The 16,925-nt window shown below is 57.6% G+C and carries 16 protein-coding genes; 6 read left to right on the plus strand and 10 right to left on the minus strand.

Annotated features, from left to right (window positions below; genetic code table 11):
• Positions 1 to 110 precede the first annotated feature (110 nt).
• A complete protein-coding gene (locus tag AC2FIB_RS13110) occupies positions 111 to 1,310 on the minus strand; it encodes a cytochrome-c peroxidase (protein WP_496735499.1) in 1,200 nt (399 codons plus the stop codon).
• 84 nt (positions 1,311 to 1,394) lie between these two features.
• Between AC2FIB_RS13110 and AC2FIB_RS13115 the strand changes: the two genes are divergently transcribed.
• Positions 1,395 to 1,865 carry a tetratricopeptide repeat protein gene (locus tag AC2FIB_RS13115; protein ID WP_282120386.1) on the plus strand — a complete coding sequence of 157 codons (471 nt, stop codon included), beginning with the start codon at positions 1,395 to 1,397 and terminating at the stop codon, positions 1,863 to 1,865.
• Positions 1,866 to 1,898: 33 nt separating this feature from the next.
• Here the strand turns inward: AC2FIB_RS13115 and AC2FIB_RS13120 are convergent, their stop codons facing one another.
• Genes AC2FIB_RS13120 through AC2FIB_RS13145 form a run of 6 tightly spaced genes read right to left on the minus strand, consistent with a single transcriptional unit; the run spans position 1,899 to position 7,474 of the window.
• Positions 1,899 to 2,960 carry a TRAP transporter substrate-binding protein gene (locus AC2FIB_RS13120; RefSeq protein ID WP_496842222.1) on the minus strand — a complete coding sequence of 354 codons (1,062 nt, stop codon included), beginning with the start codon at positions 2,958 to 2,960 and terminating at the stop codon, positions 1,899 to 1,901.
• Positions 2,961 to 2,984: 24 nt separating this feature from the next.
• Entirely contained in the window at positions 2,985 to 4,274 is a 1,290-nt protein-coding gene (locus AC2FIB_RS13125) for a TRAP transporter large permease (RefSeq protein ID WP_496735502.1), read from the minus strand.
• Positions 4,275 to 4,862: a TRAP transporter small permease gene (locus AC2FIB_RS13130; protein ID WP_496735504.1), complete on the minus strand. Its 588-nt coding sequence runs from the start codon at positions 4,860 to 4,862 to the stop codon at positions 4,275 to 4,277. It abuts the gene before it with no gap.
• A 52-nt stretch (positions 4,863 to 4,914) separates the two neighbouring features.
• Positions 4,915 to 5,430, minus strand: a complete 516-nt coding sequence (locus AC2FIB_RS13135; protein WP_058272664.1) for a flavin reductase family protein — start codon at positions 5,428 to 5,430, stop codon at positions 4,915 to 4,917.
• Positions 5,430 to 6,320, minus strand: coding sequence for an aldo/keto reductase (locus AC2FIB_RS13140; protein ID WP_496842224.1), 891 nt, complete (start codon positions 6,318 to 6,320; stop codon positions 5,430 to 5,432). The genes AC2FIB_RS13135 and AC2FIB_RS13140 overlap by 1 nt, the downstream gene beginning before the upstream one ends.
• Positions 6,320 to 7,474 carry an LLM class flavin-dependent oxidoreductase gene (locus AC2FIB_RS13145; protein ID WP_496735507.1) on the minus strand — a complete coding sequence of 385 codons (1,155 nt, stop codon included), beginning with the start codon at positions 7,472 to 7,474 and terminating at the stop codon, positions 6,320 to 6,322. Before AC2FIB_RS13145 ends, AC2FIB_RS13140 begins: the two co-directional genes overlap by 1 nt.
• Before the next feature lie 106 nt (positions 7,475 to 7,580).
• Here AC2FIB_RS13145 and AC2FIB_RS13150 point away from each other — a divergent pair, with 106 nt between their 5' ends.
• The 5 genes from AC2FIB_RS13150 (at position 7,581) to AC2FIB_RS13170 (ending at position 13,225) form a co-directional block, all read left to right on the plus strand.
• Positions 7,581 to 8,291, plus strand: a complete 711-nt coding sequence (locus AC2FIB_RS13150; protein WP_496726494.1) for a GntR family transcriptional regulator — start codon at positions 7,581 to 7,583, stop codon at positions 8,289 to 8,291.
• A 12-nt stretch (positions 8,292 to 8,303) separates the two neighbouring features.
• Positions 8,304 to 9,401, plus strand: coding sequence for a Gfo/Idh/MocA family protein (locus AC2FIB_RS13155; RefSeq protein WP_496735508.1), 1,098 nt, complete (start codon positions 8,304 to 8,306; stop codon positions 9,399 to 9,401).
• 159 nt (positions 9,402 to 9,560) lie between these two features.
• On the plus strand, positions 9,561 to 10,715 hold the full coding sequence (locus tag AC2FIB_RS13160; RefSeq protein WP_496735510.1) for a phosphoserine transaminase: 1,155 nt from the start codon (positions 9,561 to 9,563) through the stop codon (positions 10,713 to 10,715).
• A gap of 58 nt (positions 10,716 to 10,773) precedes the next feature.
• Positions 10,774 to 12,369: a phosphoglycerate dehydrogenase gene (gene serA / locus AC2FIB_RS13165; RefSeq protein ID WP_496735512.1), complete on the plus strand. Its 1,596-nt coding sequence runs from the start codon at positions 10,774 to 10,776 to the stop codon at positions 12,367 to 12,369.
• Positions 12,370 to 12,487: 118 nt separating this feature from the next.
• Positions 12,488 to 13,225, plus strand: a complete 738-nt coding sequence (locus AC2FIB_RS13170) for a metallophosphoesterase family protein (RefSeq protein WP_496735513.1) — start codon at positions 12,488 to 12,490, stop codon at positions 13,223 to 13,225.
• Here the strand turns inward: AC2FIB_RS13170 and AC2FIB_RS13175 are convergent.
• From AC2FIB_RS13175 to AC2FIB_RS13185, 3 genes are all read right to left on the minus strand, one after another.
• Positions 13,212 to 14,729 (minus strand): malonate--CoA ligase, encoded by a 1,518-nt coding sequence (locus AC2FIB_RS13175; protein WP_496842226.1) that lies wholly within the window; start codon positions 14,727 to 14,729, stop codon positions 13,212 to 13,214. The genes AC2FIB_RS13170 and AC2FIB_RS13175 overlap by 14 nt on opposite strands.
• 83 nt (positions 14,730 to 14,812) lie before the next feature.
• Complete coding sequence (hutC, locus tag AC2FIB_RS13180; RefSeq protein ID WP_496735517.1) at positions 14,813 to 15,517, minus strand: histidine utilization transcriptional repressor HutC; 705 nt, start codon at positions 15,515 to 15,517, stop codon at positions 14,813 to 14,815.
• Positions 15,518 to 15,546: 29 nt separating this feature from the next.
• Positions 15,547 to 16,902, minus strand: a complete 1,356-nt coding sequence (locus AC2FIB_RS13185) for a formimidoylglutamate deiminase (protein ID WP_496842227.1) — start codon at positions 16,900 to 16,902, stop codon at positions 15,547 to 15,549.
• Between the last annotated feature and the right edge of the window lie 23 nt (positions 16,903 to 16,925).

Below are 16,925 nucleotides of genomic sequence, written 5' to 3' on the forward strand. Positions count from 1 at the left end.
CGACAACGCATATGGCGACAGAAACCTAATCTGCACATGCCCACCAATGGACGCTTACGAAGAAGCCGCAGAGTAAAATCAAAGCCCCCGTTGAAAAGCGAGGGTTTTTCTTAGGGTGCGAAGCCAACGGGTACGCCAAAGGGTGGCGTGTCCACGCTGGTCCCGGTCAGGGCGTGCAGAAACGAGACAAGGCTGCTGATTTCCGTTTGTGATAGTTTCACCGGAGCGATGTCGATCTTACTGTGCACACGCTGCATCTCAAACTGGTCCTGCCAAACAACAAAATCTGCCTTTTGCAGCCATGGTACACTGGGTAATTGCGCCATTTCGGGTGCCCAGTTTGCGAAACTGGCCACAGGGTCCAGGTGATGGCGGATCATGCTTTCAAGGTCAGGAAAGGCGCCGTTATGGCCGTAGGGTGCGGTCAAGGCCACGTTGCGCAGCATCGGAGTACGGAAGCGATAGGCATCCTCAAGCCGGTCACTTTCGCCCATCCGGCCCACGTCGCGAACATAGGGATCCCACTGCCGGGTACGGCCGGGACCAAATGGGGGCAGGGCCAGAGCGTGGAATTTCTGATCAGACATCAGCGGGCCGGAATGGCAGTCAGAGCATTGCGCCTTTCCGTAGAAAAGGTTCATTCCGTTCTTTTGGGTCGTCGACAGGGCATTTGCGTCCCCGGCCAGATACCGATCAAATGGGCTGTCGGTGCTGCGCCATTCGATGGCCATGAACGCTGCCAGCGCGTTGGCGATTTGTGTGATCGAGATGTCTTCGGTCGTCTCGACCTCGTCAAACGCGGCGACCATTGCCGGGCCATAGCGCGGATCGGTGCGGACGCGTTTTGCCAAAATCGGCCAACCCTTGTCGATGCGATCATGGACCGCGCCCGTGACCTGGTTTTCGGCGACATTCCCGGCCATTTCGAATTGCGAGGTCAGTGGGAACAGCGATTGCGCGGCCAGCAGCGAATTCAGCCCGTAAGGCAACCATTCCTGCGCAGGTGAATTGAAGCCGTTGCCATACACGTCTGAAATACTCAGGCGGCCATCATGGAATACCGTATGAATGTCTTTTGCCCCAAGGTTCCATAGACCCGGCGAATTGCGCGGAATACGTTTGCGGATTTTTTCCGCTCCGGTACCAGGGGTTCGGTCTGGGCCGAGCCCCTGACCACCCTCGCCAATACCCAGCGATAACCCGTCGGACGTGCCGAAATCCGGGTGATGGCAATGGGCGCAGGTGATGTTCTGATTGCCGGACAGGATCGGATCGTAAAACAGTTGATGACCGATGGCGGCCTGTTCCATATCAAAGGCGATGAAGTCATTATCCGTCAGCGGGCGCGGTAAATCCTGCGCTGCCGCCGCACCGACGAAAAGGAAAACAGCCCCATGCGCCAGTTTGTATTTGCCCTTTGCTGTCTTGCGACCCCGGCGCTGGCCGAACTGGAGCAGGCCCGTGACATGATGGAGGCCGGCGCGTTCGAGGCCGCGCGCGAGGAACTGATGCCCGCTGCCCGATCGGGCAATGCCGAGGCAGAGGAACTGATTGGCGTGATGTACGGCCTTGGGCTGGGCGTCGAGCAAGACTATGAAAGGGCGTTTGAATGGTATTTGCGCGCCTCGATGAAAGGGCATCCGGGGGCGCAGTCCGGCGTTGGCTGGTACTATGAGTTGGGTCTGGGCATGCCTGCGCCCGATCTGGTGCGAGCGTATATGTGGTACACGCTCAGCGCTATTGGCGGCGATCCCGATGCGGCGATCAGCCTTGAGGAAGTGGTCAAGAAAATGTCGCCGGAGCAGATCGAAAAAGCGCATGTTCTGGTCAACGACTACAAAGGGTGGATGTACCCGTTTCGGTAAAAGGCCGGGCCATAAGGCCCGACCCAGTGTTGCTTAATTCAGGTCTGCATCACGCGACGCATTGATCTCGCCTTCGGCGATGGACACGGCCTCGGTCAGCGCGGCAAAAATCTCATCCCCACGGGCCACGTTGGACTGGAACCACTCGTAAACCGGTGTTGCTGCGTCTTTGAACGCGGCTTTCTGTTCGGGAGTTGGAACGTACAGGTCACCACCACCTGCGACGAAATCTTCATAGGCCTGGATCGACTTGCGTTTGGGCGACGCAAAGGTCGCTTGCTGCAGGGCATAGAACCCATCGACCACAACACGGCGCATTTCCTCGGGCATCTCCTGGAACTTGGCGTTATTCATCCACCACAGTGCACCCATGTAGGCGTGGCCGTCCAGCGTGACGTATTGCAGGCCTGCATCCGGGAACTTCATGCCCATGATGTCGGTGATGCCGTTCTTGGATCCCTCAACAACGCCAGTCTGGAAACTGGTGAACAGTTCCGGCCACGGGATCGGGGTGGGCGACGCGCCCAGAGCCTTGACCAGTTCCTGAGGCAGGTCGGCGACCACGGTGCGGATTTTCAGGCCTTCCATGTCGGCAGGTTCTGCGATCCGGCGTTGCGTGTTCGCGAAGTTCCGCCAGCCACCGGTATTGCCGATGGTCATCAGGCGGATCGCACCACCGGAATCCTCCAGCGCCATCTCGCGCATCGTGCGGGTGAAGTCACCGGACAGAACACGCTCGGCCACGCGGTCATCCGCCATCAGGTAGGGCAGGTCGAGAACCTGCACATATGGGAAGATGCCCGACGCGCCACCAGAGGTGGAGATGTAGATGTCGATTGTGCCATCAGCCACACCCTGCAAGCATTCGGCGCCATTCGAACAGAGTTGCGTACCGATAAACAATTCGACCTCGATTGCGCCGTTCGAGGCCGCTTCGACGAAGTTCTTGAAGACGATCAGACCGTCATAATCTTCATCGTTTTCATTAGAGTTTGCAGTCGCGCGCAGCGTGTAGTCAGCTGCAGTTGCCGCGATGGCGGTTGCGGCAACCAGCGATGTCGCTAAGGCTGCTGTTTTGATAAATCTTCCGAGCATGCGTTTCCTCCCTGTGATACTCAGTCAGTTTGCAAATCCCGTTATGCGTGGGATCGTCATGGATAGTGCGGGGATATAGGTGATCAGAAAGATCACTATGATTTCGACGGCCAGAAAGGGCAGGATCGCCTTGGCGATTGTCTCGACCTTTTCGCGTGACACGGCGGCGGCCACAAACAGGACCAACCCCATAGGCGGCGTAGCAAGGCCTACGGTCAGGTTGACGCTCATGATGATGGCAAAGTGGATCGGATCGACGCCAAGGCTGGTAAAGATCGGGGCCAGGATCGGGCCAAGGATAATGATCGCGGGACCTGCGTCCAGGAACATGCCGACGACAAACAGCAACAGGTTGATCAGGAACAGAAGGATCAGTGGGTTTTCCGAAAGGCTGAGGATCAACTCGGCCAGTTGTTCAGGCGCGTGGCTGAGGCTGACCACGGTTTTGAAGGCCATCGCCGCGCCGACCAGCAACAAAACGACGGCCGAGGTCAGACCCGCATTGCTGAGAATTTCAGGCACCTCTTTCAAGGTCAGTGTGCGCAAGACAAAAAAGCCGATGATGAACGCATAGCCCACAGCAACCGCCGCGGCCTCGGTTGGAGTGAAGATACCACCCAGAATACCTCCCAGAATGATGACTGGCGTCAGCAGGGGGAAGAACGCTTTAAGGCTGGCCTGACGTCGCTCGCCCCAGGTGTATTTTCGGCTGGCGACCGGGAAGTCGTATTTGTCGGCCATGACCTTAATCATCAGCATCAGGCCAACACCCACCATGACGCCCGGCACGATCCCCGCAAGGAATAACGCTGCAACGCTTTCGCCCATGACATAGGCGTAGATGATCATGATGCCCGAGGGTGGAATGATCGGTCCGATCACCGAACTGGCCGCTGTGATCGCGGCAGCAAAACGGCGGGTATAGCCCTGTTTTTCCATCGCCGGGATCAGCATTGACCCCAGCGCCGACGTATCGGCCACGGCCGAACCCGAAAGCCCGGCAAACAGGATCGAGCTGAGTACGTTCACATGGGCCAGACCGCCCCGAAAGTGGCCCATCAGCGCCTGACTGAATTCAACCAGCCGCAGCGTGATGCCGCCCCGGTTCATCAGCTCTCCGGCCAGCATAAAGAAGGGGATCGCCATTAGCGGAAAGCTATCCATGCCGTTATAGACATTGCGATATAGCAGCGTGATGTCGGCTGTCTGACCGTTCAGCCAAAGCAGAATGCCGGGGGCGGCCAGCAATGCGAAAAAGACCGGCAGGCCGATCAGCAGGAACACAAGAAATGTGGGTAGGAACCATATCAACATTTATTCGGCCCCCACGGGTGCATCGGCAATCTCTGGCAGCAGATGTCCGCCGCCCAACAGGGTTACGATGGCGCGCAAGATCAGCTCGATATTGACTGAGATCAGCAGGATGACCCCAACTAACAGTGAGGCCATCATCCAACTGCGCGGAATGCGATACCACTCGTCAAACCCAAAGGATGTTGGCAGATACAGCGCCGCTGTCGCGAATTTGCCGCCAAACCCGGTCACCTCGGACCAACCGATTTTGACGGCCACCAGCAAAACGGCCAGCGAAACCAGCAGCAGCAGGATGTTCAGGGTTTGCCCAATCCCACGCGGCAGCATCAGGGGCACCATGTCGATGGCGACAAACCCGCCGCGCCGAAATGCCGTGGGGGCCATCAGGCCGGTCATCCACAGCATGCAGAACCGAGCGGCCTCATCCGGCCAGGGCAGCGCGTTGCCCAAAACGTATCTGAAGAACACCTGTATCAGGATTGCTATTACCATCAGTGCAATCGCAACGACACCAACCGCGCGGCCCAATCGCAGCACGGCTTCATTTACAAACGCGATCGGCGCAAGCACCGACGTCAATCCGCCCATGCGGATCCTCCCTTTTCAGCCGCGGGCTTTCACCGCGACAGTTATTCCGCGCTTACTGGTGCGCGAATTGGCCGAGCTTTCCGGCGTAGAAGGTCAATGCGTCTCCGTCCGCCATACTGGCACGCAGGACCTTTCCAATAACGATAACGTGGTCGCCAGCGTCGTGATAAGCGTGTTGCTCACATTCGAAACGGGCCAGGCAATCGGGCAGCAGCGGAGTTCCGTTTTCACAGCGCTCGTGGTCGATGTCCTGAAGCGCAAACGCGTCCTTCGAGCATCCAAAGCAAAGCTCGGCCTGTTCCGCTGAAAGGACGTGAACACTGAAATGCCGTGCTTCTTGGAAATAACGGAACCGGCGCGAGTTGCGATCGCCTGCCCACATGACGAGTGGTGGGTCCAGCGAAAGGGACGAAAAACTGTTGGCGGTGATGCAGACCGGCCCGTCTGTGCTGTCACAGGTGACAACGGTGACACCGGTGGCAAAACGACCAAAAGCGTCGCGCAAGGTTCGGGTATCGTCCCTGTGGGGAACGAATGTGCGGGTCATGTCCTTTGAGATTGCATTCATCATGGTACCTCATGCCCCAGTGCCGCCTCATACAGGCGGTACCAGCTCTCGCGATCCAGATTGACTTTCAGCGCGTCAGAGATGCGCTTGATCCTGTCCAGATTGTTGGTGCCCAAGACCGGAAGAATGCCTGCAGGGTGGGCCAGAAGAAACGCCACCGCCACGGCAGCGCGATCCACGCCGAATTCCTCGGCGATTTCGTCCGCTACAACCCCGACCGGAGGGTTTCCAGCCATCAGCAACCCGCCACCCAAGGGTGACCATGCCATCACCGGCTGGCCATGCTGCTGATGAAACGCAAGATCCCCGTTGGTGAAGGGGCCGATTTCGCCCAGAGAAATCTCGATCTGGTTGGTCACCAGTTGGGTTTTCATCGCCGATTGCAGCAGGCTCCAGTCCCATGGGCGGAAATTCGACACGCCAACCGCGCCGACCTTGCCACTGGCGACAACTTCGTCCAGCGCGGCACCTGTTTCGTGATGATCCATGAATGGATCGGGGCGGTGAATCAGCAGCAGGTCGATATGATCGATGGCCATTTCGGACAGCGATGTCTCAACCGATTTCAGTATATGCCCGCGCGACGTGTCATAGTATTTGCACTTGGCGTCCGCATACCGACCCATCGGTGCGACGATGTCACATTTGGTGACGATTTCCATTTGCTGACGCAGGCCCGGATTTGCGCGTAAGGCGTTGCCCAGAACGGCCTCGGCCGCGTAGCCGCCATAGATATCGGCCTGATCGAAGGTGGTGATGCCCTGATCCAGACAGGCCTGAATCTTGGCCTCGACATGACCCGTCGAAGTGTCGTCGTCGTCGCCCAGTCGCCACATGCCATAGACAAGGCGGCTCATATCCAGCGAGTCAGATAGTTTCACACGTTGCATCAGCGACGAACTCCGTTGCCCAGCGGCGTGGCCGGGGTATTTGCAGGGACCCTTCCGTAGGCTTCGGGAAGGGAACAGGTTTTCAGATTAGGCATAACACGGCTGCCAAAATGGCGAGCTTCGTCCATGTGTGGGTATCCCGAGAAGATGAAGGCGCGGATGCCCATCTTCTGATACTCTTCGATCTTGGACATGACCTGATCGGTCGATCCGACAAGAGCGGCACCGCACCCGGATCGCGCGCGGCCAACGCCGGTCCAAAGGCCGGGTTCGACATAGCCATACTCATCCGCCAGATCGCGGTTCTTGGCCTGATGTGCGACGCCCAGTGATGTCGAATCCAAAGCACGCTCACGGATGGCGCGACCGTATTCGTCATCCAGTTTCGATACGATGTAGTCGGCGTATTCCTGCGCTTCGGCCTCGGTATCGCGGACGATCATGTGCACGCGTAGGCCGTAATCGAGTGTGCGGTTATAGTTCTCGGCAACCGCGTGGACGGCTTTCATCCGTTCGGCCAGTTGATCCTTGGTTTCGGGCCACATCAGGTAGACGTCGCAATGCTCGCCACACAGATCCAGAGCGGATGGGGAATAACCACCGAAATACAGCAGTGGGCCACCTGTCTGATATGGCTTCGCCGGGTCGGTTGTGAGCCCTGAGAAGTTATAGACCTCGCCCGCATGATTGATCTCATCCTGCGTCCACGCCTGTTTCAGGATTTCCACGACTTCGCGTGAACGCTGATAGCGATAGGCGCTGTCGGCTTTCTCGCCGGGGAAATCGGATGAGATGATATTGACCGTTAGCCGTCCCTGCAGCATGTGATCCAGTGTCGCGATAGTGCGGGCCAGCATGATGGGTTGCATCTCGCCGCAACGCACAGCGGCCAGCATGTTGATCTTTTCGGTGATCGGCGCGCAGCCGGCGACAAAGCTCAACGTGTCTTGCCCCACCTGATAGGACGACGGGCAGAGGATATTTCTGAACCCTTGCGCCTCGGCCTCTTTCACGATGCCCGAGCAGTGGTCCCAGCTGGATCGCAGATCACCGTCGGGCATTCCAAGAAACTGGTAGTCGTCCGAGCACAGCGCCGCAAACCACGAAACCTCGGCCGCATCCAGATCGGGTGAGGTGATGGGGACGATGGTCATCTGATTCGTTCTCCAAGCGACTGTGACTTTCCTCTTGCGTAGCAATCACATTGATGTAGATCAATGGTGTATCAATTTTTCCTGCGACCGAGTGAAGCGCCAAAAGATGTCGTCAGCCAACCGAAACCCGAACGCCCTGCCGGTTTATGTTCAGATTGCCGAGCTTTTGATCCGCGACATCGCTGCCGGTCGCCTGATCGATGGCGAGCGCTTGCCGCCCGAACGAGACCTTGCTGCGGAATTGAAAGTTTCAGTCGGTACTCTGCGAAAATCGCTCGCCGAGCTTGAGAAAAAGGGGATGCTGGAGCGTATTCAGGGTTCGGGCAATTATGTACGCGAGACCGGAACGCAGAACAGCGTCTATGCAATGTTCCGACTGGAGCTGCCTGAAGGCGGTGGGTTGCCGCGGGCGGATATCCTGTCAGTTGACCATCTGAAAAAGCCCGCAGATTTGCCACGATTTGGTTCGTCGGACATGGGCTCGCGGGTGCGCCGAATGCGCTATCTGAATGATACAATTATCGCGGTTGAAGAAATCTGGCTGGATGAGTCTGCTGGTTTGATTGATCGACAGCTGCTGTCTGACTCGCTTTATCGGTACTACCAGCACCAGTTGGGGTTCTGGATTACGCGTGCTGAAGACAGGGTTTCCCTCGGGATGTTGCCGGATTGGACGCCCCCTGATTTCACCAGGCCAGCCGGAGAAACGGTTGGCTACATCGAACGGTTCAGCTGGTCGGAAAAACCCGAACCGGTTGAGTTTTCAAAAACATGGTTCGACCCGGATCGGGCCACCTATGTCCAACGACTGAAGTAAAAGGAACTGCGCATGACCCGGACCATTCACTACGGGCTGATCGGATGCGGTATGATGGGGCAGGAACACCTGCACAATATTGCCCTGCTGGACGACACGCGCGTTTCAGCGATTTTTGAGCCTGACGCCGAGATGGCGAAGGCTGCGCAGGCGATTGCGCCTGATGCGGTGATGGTGTCTTCAGTCGAAGAATTGCTTGCGGTCGACGATCTGGACTGCGCCGTCATCGTTAGCCCCAACCACCTGCATGTGGATCAAATCGAAGAGATTGCCCGGACGCGCCCGTTGCCGTTGTTGGTAGAGAAACCTCTTTTCACAGATCCGGTGGATGCGGCGCGGCTTGAGGCGCTGCAGCGTGATTTTCCGCACCCGATCTGGGTTGCGATGGAATACCGCTATATGCCGCCCATTGCCGCGCTGATTGCTGAGGCCGAAGCCACGGGCGGTGTTAAGATGCTGTCGATCCGCGAGCATCGGTTTCCGTTTCTGGAAAAAGTCGGGAACTGGAACCGGTTCAACCGGAATACCGGCGGAACATTTGTCGAGAAGTGCTGCCATTTCTTCGACCTGATGCGTTTGATCCTGCAATCCGATCCGGTTCGCGTTACAGCTAGCGGCGGGCAGGCGGTCAACCATCTGGACGAGACCTATGAGGGCGAAGCGCCCGATATCCTTGACCATGGCTATGTCATCGTGGACTTCGCCTCGGGTGCGCGTGCGATGCTAGAGCTGTGCATGTTTGCCGAAGGATCACGGTATCAAGAGGAAATCTCGGCCGTTGGGCCAGACGCCAAGATCGAAGCGTTGGTGCCAGGGCCGGGGCGGTTCTGGCCGGAACATCTTGGCACGCCGCCGGTCCCGCAGATCATTGTCAGCCCACGTGATCCCAAAGGACCGGTCTCAAAAGACATTCCCGTCGATCCGCGCCTGTTGGCCGCCGGGGACCACAATGGTTCAACTTTCTACCAACATCAGGGGTTCTTAGCTGTTCTACGAGGCGAAAAGGCACAACCTGACGTCACCCTGAACGATGGCCTTTGGGCCGTGCGCATCGGTTTGGCGGCGCAACAGGCACTAGAAACCGGAGAGACTGTGCGCCTCTCGTCTTGATGCCGATAGGAAACCTGCGTTCCAGATACGCACATAATCGGGTGTCGTTTTTGGCACCCGATACGTCTTTTCCGCTTGCTGGGCGTTGTTCGAGGCAATAGCTCTGTCCGTGGGACACCCCTCCCCAACGAGGGGCGTGTATCTGTAAGGGTAATACACATGAGCATTGAACAACCGGCGACGCGGCCGGCAAATCCGCGTTTTTCCTCGGGCCCCTGCGCCAAACCCCCCACATTTGATCTGACCAAACTGGCCGATGCCGCGCTGGGCCGGTCGCACCGTGCAGCTGTCGGCAAGGACAAGCTGAAGGCCGCGATCAAAGGCACGCGCGAAGTGCTGGGCATCCCTGCGGATTACAAGATCGGGATCGTTCCCGCCTCGGATACCGGCGCTGTTGAGATGGCCCTGTGGTCGCTGCTGGGCGAACGCAAGGTCGAGATGTTGGCCTGGGAAAGCTTTGGTTCCGGCTGGGTGACGGATGTCATCAAGCAGCTGAAGATCGACGCCGAAGTGAAGACGGCGGACTACGGTCAGCTCGTTGATTTGGCCTCGGTTGATTTTGCCAATGACGTTGTCTTTACATGGAACGGCACCACCTCGGGCGTCCGGGTTCCCAATGGCGACTGGATCGCGGATGATCGTCAGGGCCTGACGATCTGTGACGCAACCTCGGCTGCGTTTGCGATGGACCTACCGTGGGATAAGCTGGATGTGACTACGTTCAGCTGGCAAAAAGTGTTGGGTGGTGAAGCGGCGCACGGGATGTTGATCCTGAGCCCCCGCGCGGTGGAGCGGCTGGAGAGCTACACCCCCTCATGGCCGTTGCCCAAGATTTTCCGCCTGACCAAGGGCGGCAAGCTGATCGACGGTATCTTTACCGGTGCAACGATCAACACGCCCTCGATGTTGGCGGTTGAAGATTACCTTTTTGCGCTGGACTGGGCACGTTCGGTTGGTGGTTTGCAGGGCCTGATCGCCCGTGCGAATGCCAATGCCGGTGCGGTTCACGCGTTCTGCGACCAAAACGACTGGATCGCCAATCTGGCAGAAGATGCGGCGACACAGTCGAACACTTCGGTCTGCCTGAAGTTCACCGACGCACGCATTCAGGACGGTGCGACATTCGCCAAAGCTGTGGCCAAGCGGCTTGAGGCTGAGAATATCGCATTGGATATCGGCGCCTACCGAGACGCACCCGCAGGCCTGCGCATCTGGTGCGGCGGCACGGTTGAAACCTCGGATATCGAGGCGATGTTGCCCTGGCTGGCATGGGCCTTTGAGGCCGAGATCGCGGCGCAGACAGAAGCCGCCTGACCCTCTTTACCGGGCCGTTTCAGGCCCGGATTTTTCATGACATTCAAGGACCACAAACATGGCCCCCAAAGTACTCGTATCCGACAAACTCAGCGAAACCGCCGTGCAGATCTTCCGCGACCGCGGCATCGACGTGGATTTCATGCCCGATCTGGGCAAGGACAAGGACAAGCTGGCCGAGCTGATTGGCCAATATGACGGTCTGGCTATCCGCTCGGCCACAAAGGTCACGCCGACGCTGCTGGAAAAAGCCGACAATCTGAAGGTCATCGGCCGCGCCGGTATCGGCACCGACAATGTCGATAAGGATGCCGCGTCGAAAAAGGGTGTGATCGTCATGAACACGCCGTTTGGCAACATGATCACCACCGCCGAACACGCAATAGCGATGATGTTCGCCGTTGCGCGCCAGATCCCCGAGGCCAGCACGTCGACCCATGCAGGCAAATGGGAAAAGTCCAAATTCATGGGCATCGAGCTGACCAATAAAACTCTCGGCGTCATTGGCGCGGGCAACATTGGCGGCATCGTCTGTGAACGCGCGCTGGGCCTGAAGATGAAAGTCGTCGCCTACGATCCCTATCTGGGCGAAGAGAAAGCCGCCAAGATGGGCGTCGAAAAGGTCGAGCTGGACGAATTGCTGGCCCGCGCCGATTTCATCACCCTGCACGTACCGCTGACAGACCAGACCCGTAATATCCTGAGCCGCGAAAACCTGGCCAAGACCAAGCCTGGCGTGCGCATCGTCAACTGCGCCCGTGGTGGTCTGGTCGACGAAGAGGCACTGGCCGAGATGTTGCAATCCGGGCATGTCGCAGGGGCCGCGTTTGATGTGTTCAAAGAAGAACCGGCAAAGGACAACCCGCTGTTCAACTTGCCGAACGTCGTGTGCACGCCGCACCTTGGTGCTGCAACGACCGAAGCGCAGGAAAATGTTGCCTTGCAGGTGGCTGAACAGATCTCGAACTATCTGCTGACTGGCGCGGTGGAAAACGCGCTGAACATGCCCAGCGTTACTGCCGAAGAAGCCAAGGTCATGGGGCCATGGATCAAGCTGGCCGGTCACCTGGGTAGTTTCATTGGTCAGATGACCGATGAACCGGTTAAGGCAATCAACATCCTGTATGACGGTGTCGCGGCTGAGATGAACCTGGCTGCCCTGAACTGCGCCGTGGTTGCCGGGATCATGAAAAAGTTCAATCCGGAAGTGAACATGGTGTCGGCCCCGGTTGTAGCGAAAGAGCGCGGGATTCAGCTATCGACCACCAATCAGGATAAGACCGGTGTCTTTGACGGCTACATCAAGGTGACTGTGGTAACCGACAAGCGCGAACGCTCAATCGGGGGTACGGTTTTCAGCGATGGCAAACCGCGCTTTATACAGATCAAAGGCATCAATATCGACGCCGAGGTCGGTGCCCATATGCTCTATACCACCAACGAAGACGTTCCGGGCATCATCGGCGCGCTGGGTCAGACCATGGGCGAGAACGACGTGAACATCGCTAACTTTACGCTGGGCCGTGCCGAAGCGGGCGGAGAAGCGATTGCTTTGCTGTACGTGGACGAACCTGTTCCGGCTGAAGCGCGGGCGAAACTGGCGGAAACGGGTCTATTCACTCAGATCAAACCGCTGGAATTTGACGTAGCGTAAGATTCTGTCCGAAAATTGTGACCTTGGCGATGCCCGTGCAAAAAATGTGCAGGCATTGTCTTTTTTCTGCAACCGAGTTGTTGCACAAAGTGACTGACATATTCCAAGAGGTAGCGTTTTGAGCACCCCAATTTACGCGGTCGGCGACATACATGGTCAGTTGGGCATGCTGCAAGCTGCCCTTGCCCGGATTGAAGTCGATGGCGGCCCCGATGCGCGGATAGTGTTTTTAGGCGATTATGTGGATCGCGGCCCGAACAGCCGCAAAGTGCTGGACCTGCTGATAGAAGGAGGCAATTCTGATCGGAATTGGGTCATGGTCAAAGGCAACCACGATCGGATGATGTCGCGTTTTGTTCAGCATTGCGAGATTGCAGATAGTCATTTGCCAAGCACTTTGAACTGGCTGGACCCTCGTTTGGGTGGCCGGGAAACGCTGGCCTCTTACGGTGTTGAGGTGGTCGACAAAGACCGGATTCTTCAGGTAAATGAAAGGGCAAGGGCCGCCGTGCCTCAGGAACATATTGATTTTGTGAATGACTTGCCTTTGTATCATCAGGAAGACGAGCTGTTGTTCGTGCATGCAGGCATTCGACCCGGCCTTCCGTTAAAGTGGCAAGCCGAAGACGATCTGGTTTGGATACGCCAGGAATTCCTGCGGGATGCCCGCCCTTACCCCTGGCTGATAGTGCATGGGCACACACCCGTGGAATCGGCGGAGCATTGCGGCAATCGTGTCAATCTGGATGCAGGGGCAGGTTATGGTCGACCACTGGCTACAGCCGTGTTCGAAGGGCGTCAGTGCTGGTTGCTGACGGACACCGGCCGGGTCCCGTTAGAGCCTAATCCACGGTAAACATATCTTTGTAAAGCTCGCGCAAGGTGTTCTTTTGCACTTTCCCCATGGTGTTTCGGGGCAGCTCAATCAGCACAATCAGTTGGCTGGGGTGTTTGAACCGCGCCAGTTGGTTCTGAACGCTGGCCATAATGGCATCAAGGTCAGGCGCTCGGCCCGGTTCTGCAACCAGAATACCCAGAACGGTTTCGCCGAAATCGGGATGAGGCACCCCAATCACGGCGCTTTCCAGTACGCCCGGCTGGTCGTCCAGAACCAGTTCAACCTCTTTGGGGTAGATGTTGAATCCGCCCGAAATGATCAGGTCCTTGCCGCGACCCACGATGTGTATGTAACCATCCGCATCCACGCGCCCGAGATCACCGGTGATAAAGTACCCGTCTTCGCGCAATTCCGCAGCGGTTTTTTCGGGCATTTGCCAATAACCTTCGAAGACGTTTGGTCCGCGCACTTCGATCATGCCAATTTCACCCAGCGGCAACGCCTCGCCAGTTTCAGGGTCGGTCACCTTCAGTTCGACACCCGGCAGCGGGAACCCGACAGTTCCCGCGCGACGTTCACCGTCATAGGGGTTCGAGGTGTTCATATTGGTTTCCGTCATACCATAGCGTTCAAGGATGCGGTGTCCGGTCCGGTCCTCGAACCGTTCATGCGTCTCGGCCAGCAGGGGGGCCGAACCCGAGATGAACAACCGCATGTGCTGCGCCAGATCACCGGTGAACCGATCATCCGCCAGCAATCGGGTATAGAAGGTCGGCACGCCCATTATCGAGGTCGCATTGGGCATCAGGCGCAGGACATCATCCAGATCAAACTTCGGCAGAAAGATCATCGAACCGCCCGAAGCCAGAATAACGTTCGTCGCTACAAACAACCCGTGGGTATGAAAGATCGGCAAGGCGTGCAGCAGCACATCATCCTGCGTAAACCGCCATTCGTCCACCAGCGTCTCGGCATTGGACAGCAGGTTGGCTTGCGTCAGCATCGCGCCTTTGGAGCGCCCGGTCGTGCCAGAGGTGTAGAGGAATGCAGCAAGATCACCTTCGGTTCGCTTGACTGGTTCGAAGGCAGGAAGCATACCCAATGCCCGCCGCATCAAGCTGCCCGACCCATCTGCGTTGAGCGTCTCTAACCTTGCGTTTTGCGCCTCGGCGATGGGCGTCAGTTCCGCTTGTTTGGCGGTGTCGCAGACCACCAGCGCAGCCCCACTGTTTTCGATGAAATAGCAAAGCTCGCCGGATGTGTAGGCCGTGTTCAACGGCAAAAAGATCAGCCCGGTTTGGGCGCAAGCCGCGTAGAGCGCCAGCGCTTCTGGTGACTTTTCCACCTGAACAGCAACTCGGTCTCCGGGCTCAAGCTCGTACCCGTTCAACGCGTTAGCGATCCGGGCTGCCGTGTCAAGAAAAGCTGAATGAGTGATGGTTTGACCGTCAAGCAGGTGAAGAAACGGCGTATCTTTGCCTGCATGGATGCCAAACAACCGATCATAGAGTGGGTTACCCATCCCATATTTCCTTCGCGCAGGATCAGAATACGCTGAATCTGGCGTGGATTAGGGGCACGGTAAAGCAGAAATCGCGGTCAGGTTCAGAACTGAGTGGTCATCCGGTACCCGGCGGCAAAGTACATCTTAGCAAAGGTGACAGGCTCGCCCTCAAGCCATGTGATCCGTTCGCCCGTGAACACCGGCTCGCCGATGGGCAGGTCCAGGAATGCGGCCACCGAGTCATCGGCGCGACTGGCAAGGAAACTCAGCTCGACATTGGTGAAGGGAACGGTTTGTATAAGCCATTCATTCGGGCCTATTGAGGCGAAGTCCGCATTCACCACCTCCGGAACCGAGTCTATGACGATCCACCGGTCTTCGTATTGAAACGGAGTATTGCCGTTAAAATGCATGCAGCGAACATGCATCACGTGTTGGTTCGGTTTTAGCGCCAGTCTTGCGCACAACCATTCGGGCGCTCGCTCGGCAACAGACGAGACCAGCGCATAGCGATAGATTCCGCCCAACGCCTCAACCTCGTCCCGCACCATGGGGATCGTGAAACGGGCCTGCCTTTGCGGCGCACTTAGAACCCGCGTTCCGGCTTTGCGTCGGCGTTCCAGAAACCCCTCATCGGCCAGCTCCCGCAAGGCACGGTTCACAGTCGTCCGCGTGCATGAGAATTCGACGGCAAGATCCTGTTCGTTGGGCAGCAGCGAATCCGGCTGCCACTCGCCCGACCGAATGCGCGCCAGCACGGTTTCCTTAATGTCCCTGTAGCTGGTGGTTTCGTTCGATTGGGTCATGGTGCCTCTGGTTACCTGAATAGGTGCGTTTAGACGTCGGCCAAAAGATCGGCAATCGCCGACCGGTACGCGGGAATTATCCGATCTCGTTCGATGTGGCGGCCTTGCTGCACCATGTGGCGCCCTGCTGACCAAAGATCGGTCACCAATCCATCGGGTGCTGCAAAGCACAGACCGTCCAGCACCTGTTCGTCAGTCAGTGCGCAGATCGTGGGATGAGATCGGTCGATCGCCACAAGGTCGGCCAGCTTGCCGACCGCGATTTCCCCGGCATTTCGTCCCAATGCCTGCGCGCCCCCTTGTGCGGCCCCTGTATACAACGCCTCGCCGACAGAGCCTTCGTTTTTGACCAAAACCGTCCGCGCATGGCCCCGCAGGCGTTGGGAATATTCCAAAGTCCGCAGTTCCTCAGGCAGAGAAATCCGGACGTTAGAGTCTGATCCTACGCCAAAACGACCACCTTCTTCGACATAAACTGCACCGTTGAAAATACCGTCGCCCAAATTCGCCTCGGTAATCGGGCACAACCCGGCAACGGCGCCCGAACGCGCGACAGCGCGTGTTTCGGCATCTGTCATATGAGTTGCGTGGATAAGGCACCACCGGTCATCGACGTCGACATGGTCCAGCAGCCACTCGACCGGCCGCTGTCCAAGCACGGCCTCTACATCGGCCACTTCTTTCAGCTGTTCGGCGATGTGGATGTGGACGGGACCATCAGGAGTGGCATTCAGAACATTGCGCAAATCCGAAGGCGATGTTGCCCGCAGAGAATGCGGGGCGATACCGATCACTGAATCCGCATGCGGTAGGGCCAAGCGGCATTCGTCGACCAAATTCAGAAACTGATCCACAGACTTGCCAAAGCGCAGCTGACCGCCAGCCAAGGGTTGTTGTTCGACACCGCCGTAGGTGTAGAGAACCGGAAGGTGCGTCAGCCCGATTCCAGTTTGGGCGGCTGCGGCAAATATGCGCTGGCTCAGTTCCGACACGTGGTCGTAGCGCCCGCCGCCCGGCTGATGATGGACATAGTGAAACTCACCGACCGAGGCATATCCGGCCTCTTGCATCTCCAGATAGACCAAAGCGGCAATGGCTTCGACGTGGCCTGGCGTCAATCTGTCCAGGAACCGGTACATCAGAGTACGCCAGGTCCAAAAGCTTTCGCGCCCGGCGGCGCGCACTTCGGTCATACCGGCCATCGCGCGCTGAAAGGCGTGGCTGTGCAGGTTTCCCAAGGCTGGCAGCAAGACATCAACCTGTGTGTCTCCGGATCGCGCGGTCGCTTGTGATTCCAGGCTTTGGATCTGACCGTGCGCGATTTCTACCCGCAAGTTACTGACCCAATCAGAGCCTAATAAAGCCGTTTTCGCATGGATGGTCATCGTATTTCCATTTTGTGTAGACT

It is taken from the genome of Ruegeria sp. YTSA072 (assembly GCF_059610285.1).

Bases quoted from the DNA above. Each gene is read 5' to 3' on its own strand.
- hutC (WP_496735517.1), bottom strand. From the start codon at position 15,517: ATGACCCAATCGAACGAAACCACCAGCTACAGGGACATTAAGGAAACC.
- AC2FIB_RS13145 (WP_496735507.1), bottom strand. From the start codon at position 7,474: ATGACCATCGTCCCCATCACCTCACCCGATCTGGATGCGGCCGAGGTT.
- AC2FIB_RS13175 (WP_496842226.1), bottom strand. From the start codon at position 14,729: ATGGGTAACCCACTCTATGATCGGTTGTTTGGCATCCATGCAGGCAAA.
- AC2FIB_RS13135 (WP_058272664.1), bottom strand. From the start codon at position 5,430: ATGAATGCAATCTCAAAGGACATGACCCGCACATTCGTTCCCCACAGG.
- AC2FIB_RS13150 (WP_496726494.1), top strand. From the start codon at position 7,581: ATGTCGTCAGCCAACCGAAACCCGAACGCCCTGCCGGTTTATGTTCAG.
- AC2FIB_RS13120 (WP_496842222.1), bottom strand. From the start codon at position 2,960: ATGCTCGGAAGATTTATCAAAACAGCAGCCTTAGCGACATCGCTGGTT.
- AC2FIB_RS13185 (WP_496842227.1), bottom strand. From the start codon at position 16,902: ATGACCATCCATGCGAAAACGGCTTTATTAGGCTCTGATTGGGTCAGT.
- serA (WP_496735512.1), top strand. From the start codon at position 10,774: ATGGCCCCCAAAGTACTCGTATCCGACAAACTCAGCGAAACCGCCGTG.
- AC2FIB_RS13140 (WP_496842224.1), bottom strand. From the start codon at position 6,320: ATGCAACGTGTGAAACTATCTGACTCGCTGGATATGAGCCGCCTTGTC.
- AC2FIB_RS13110 (WP_496735499.1), bottom strand. From the start codon at position 1,310: ATGGAACAGGCCGCCATCGGTCATCAACTGTTTTACGATCCGATCCTG.
- AC2FIB_RS13125 (WP_496735502.1), bottom strand. From the start codon at position 4,274: ATGTTGATATGGTTCCTACCCACATTTCTTGTGTTCCTGCTGATCGGC.
- AC2FIB_RS13130 (WP_496735504.1), bottom strand. From the start codon at position 4,862: ATGGGCGGATTGACGTCGGTGCTTGCGCCGATCGCGTTTGTAAATGAA.
- AC2FIB_RS13160 (WP_496735510.1), top strand. From the start codon at position 9,561: ATGAGCATTGAACAACCGGCGACGCGGCCGGCAAATCCGCGTTTTTCC.
- AC2FIB_RS13115 (WP_282120386.1), top strand. From the start codon at position 1,395: ATGCGCCAGTTTGTATTTGCCCTTTGCTGTCTTGCGACCCCGGCGCTG.
- AC2FIB_RS13155 (WP_496735508.1), top strand. From the start codon at position 8,304: ATGACCCGGACCATTCACTACGGGCTGATCGGATGCGGTATGATGGGG.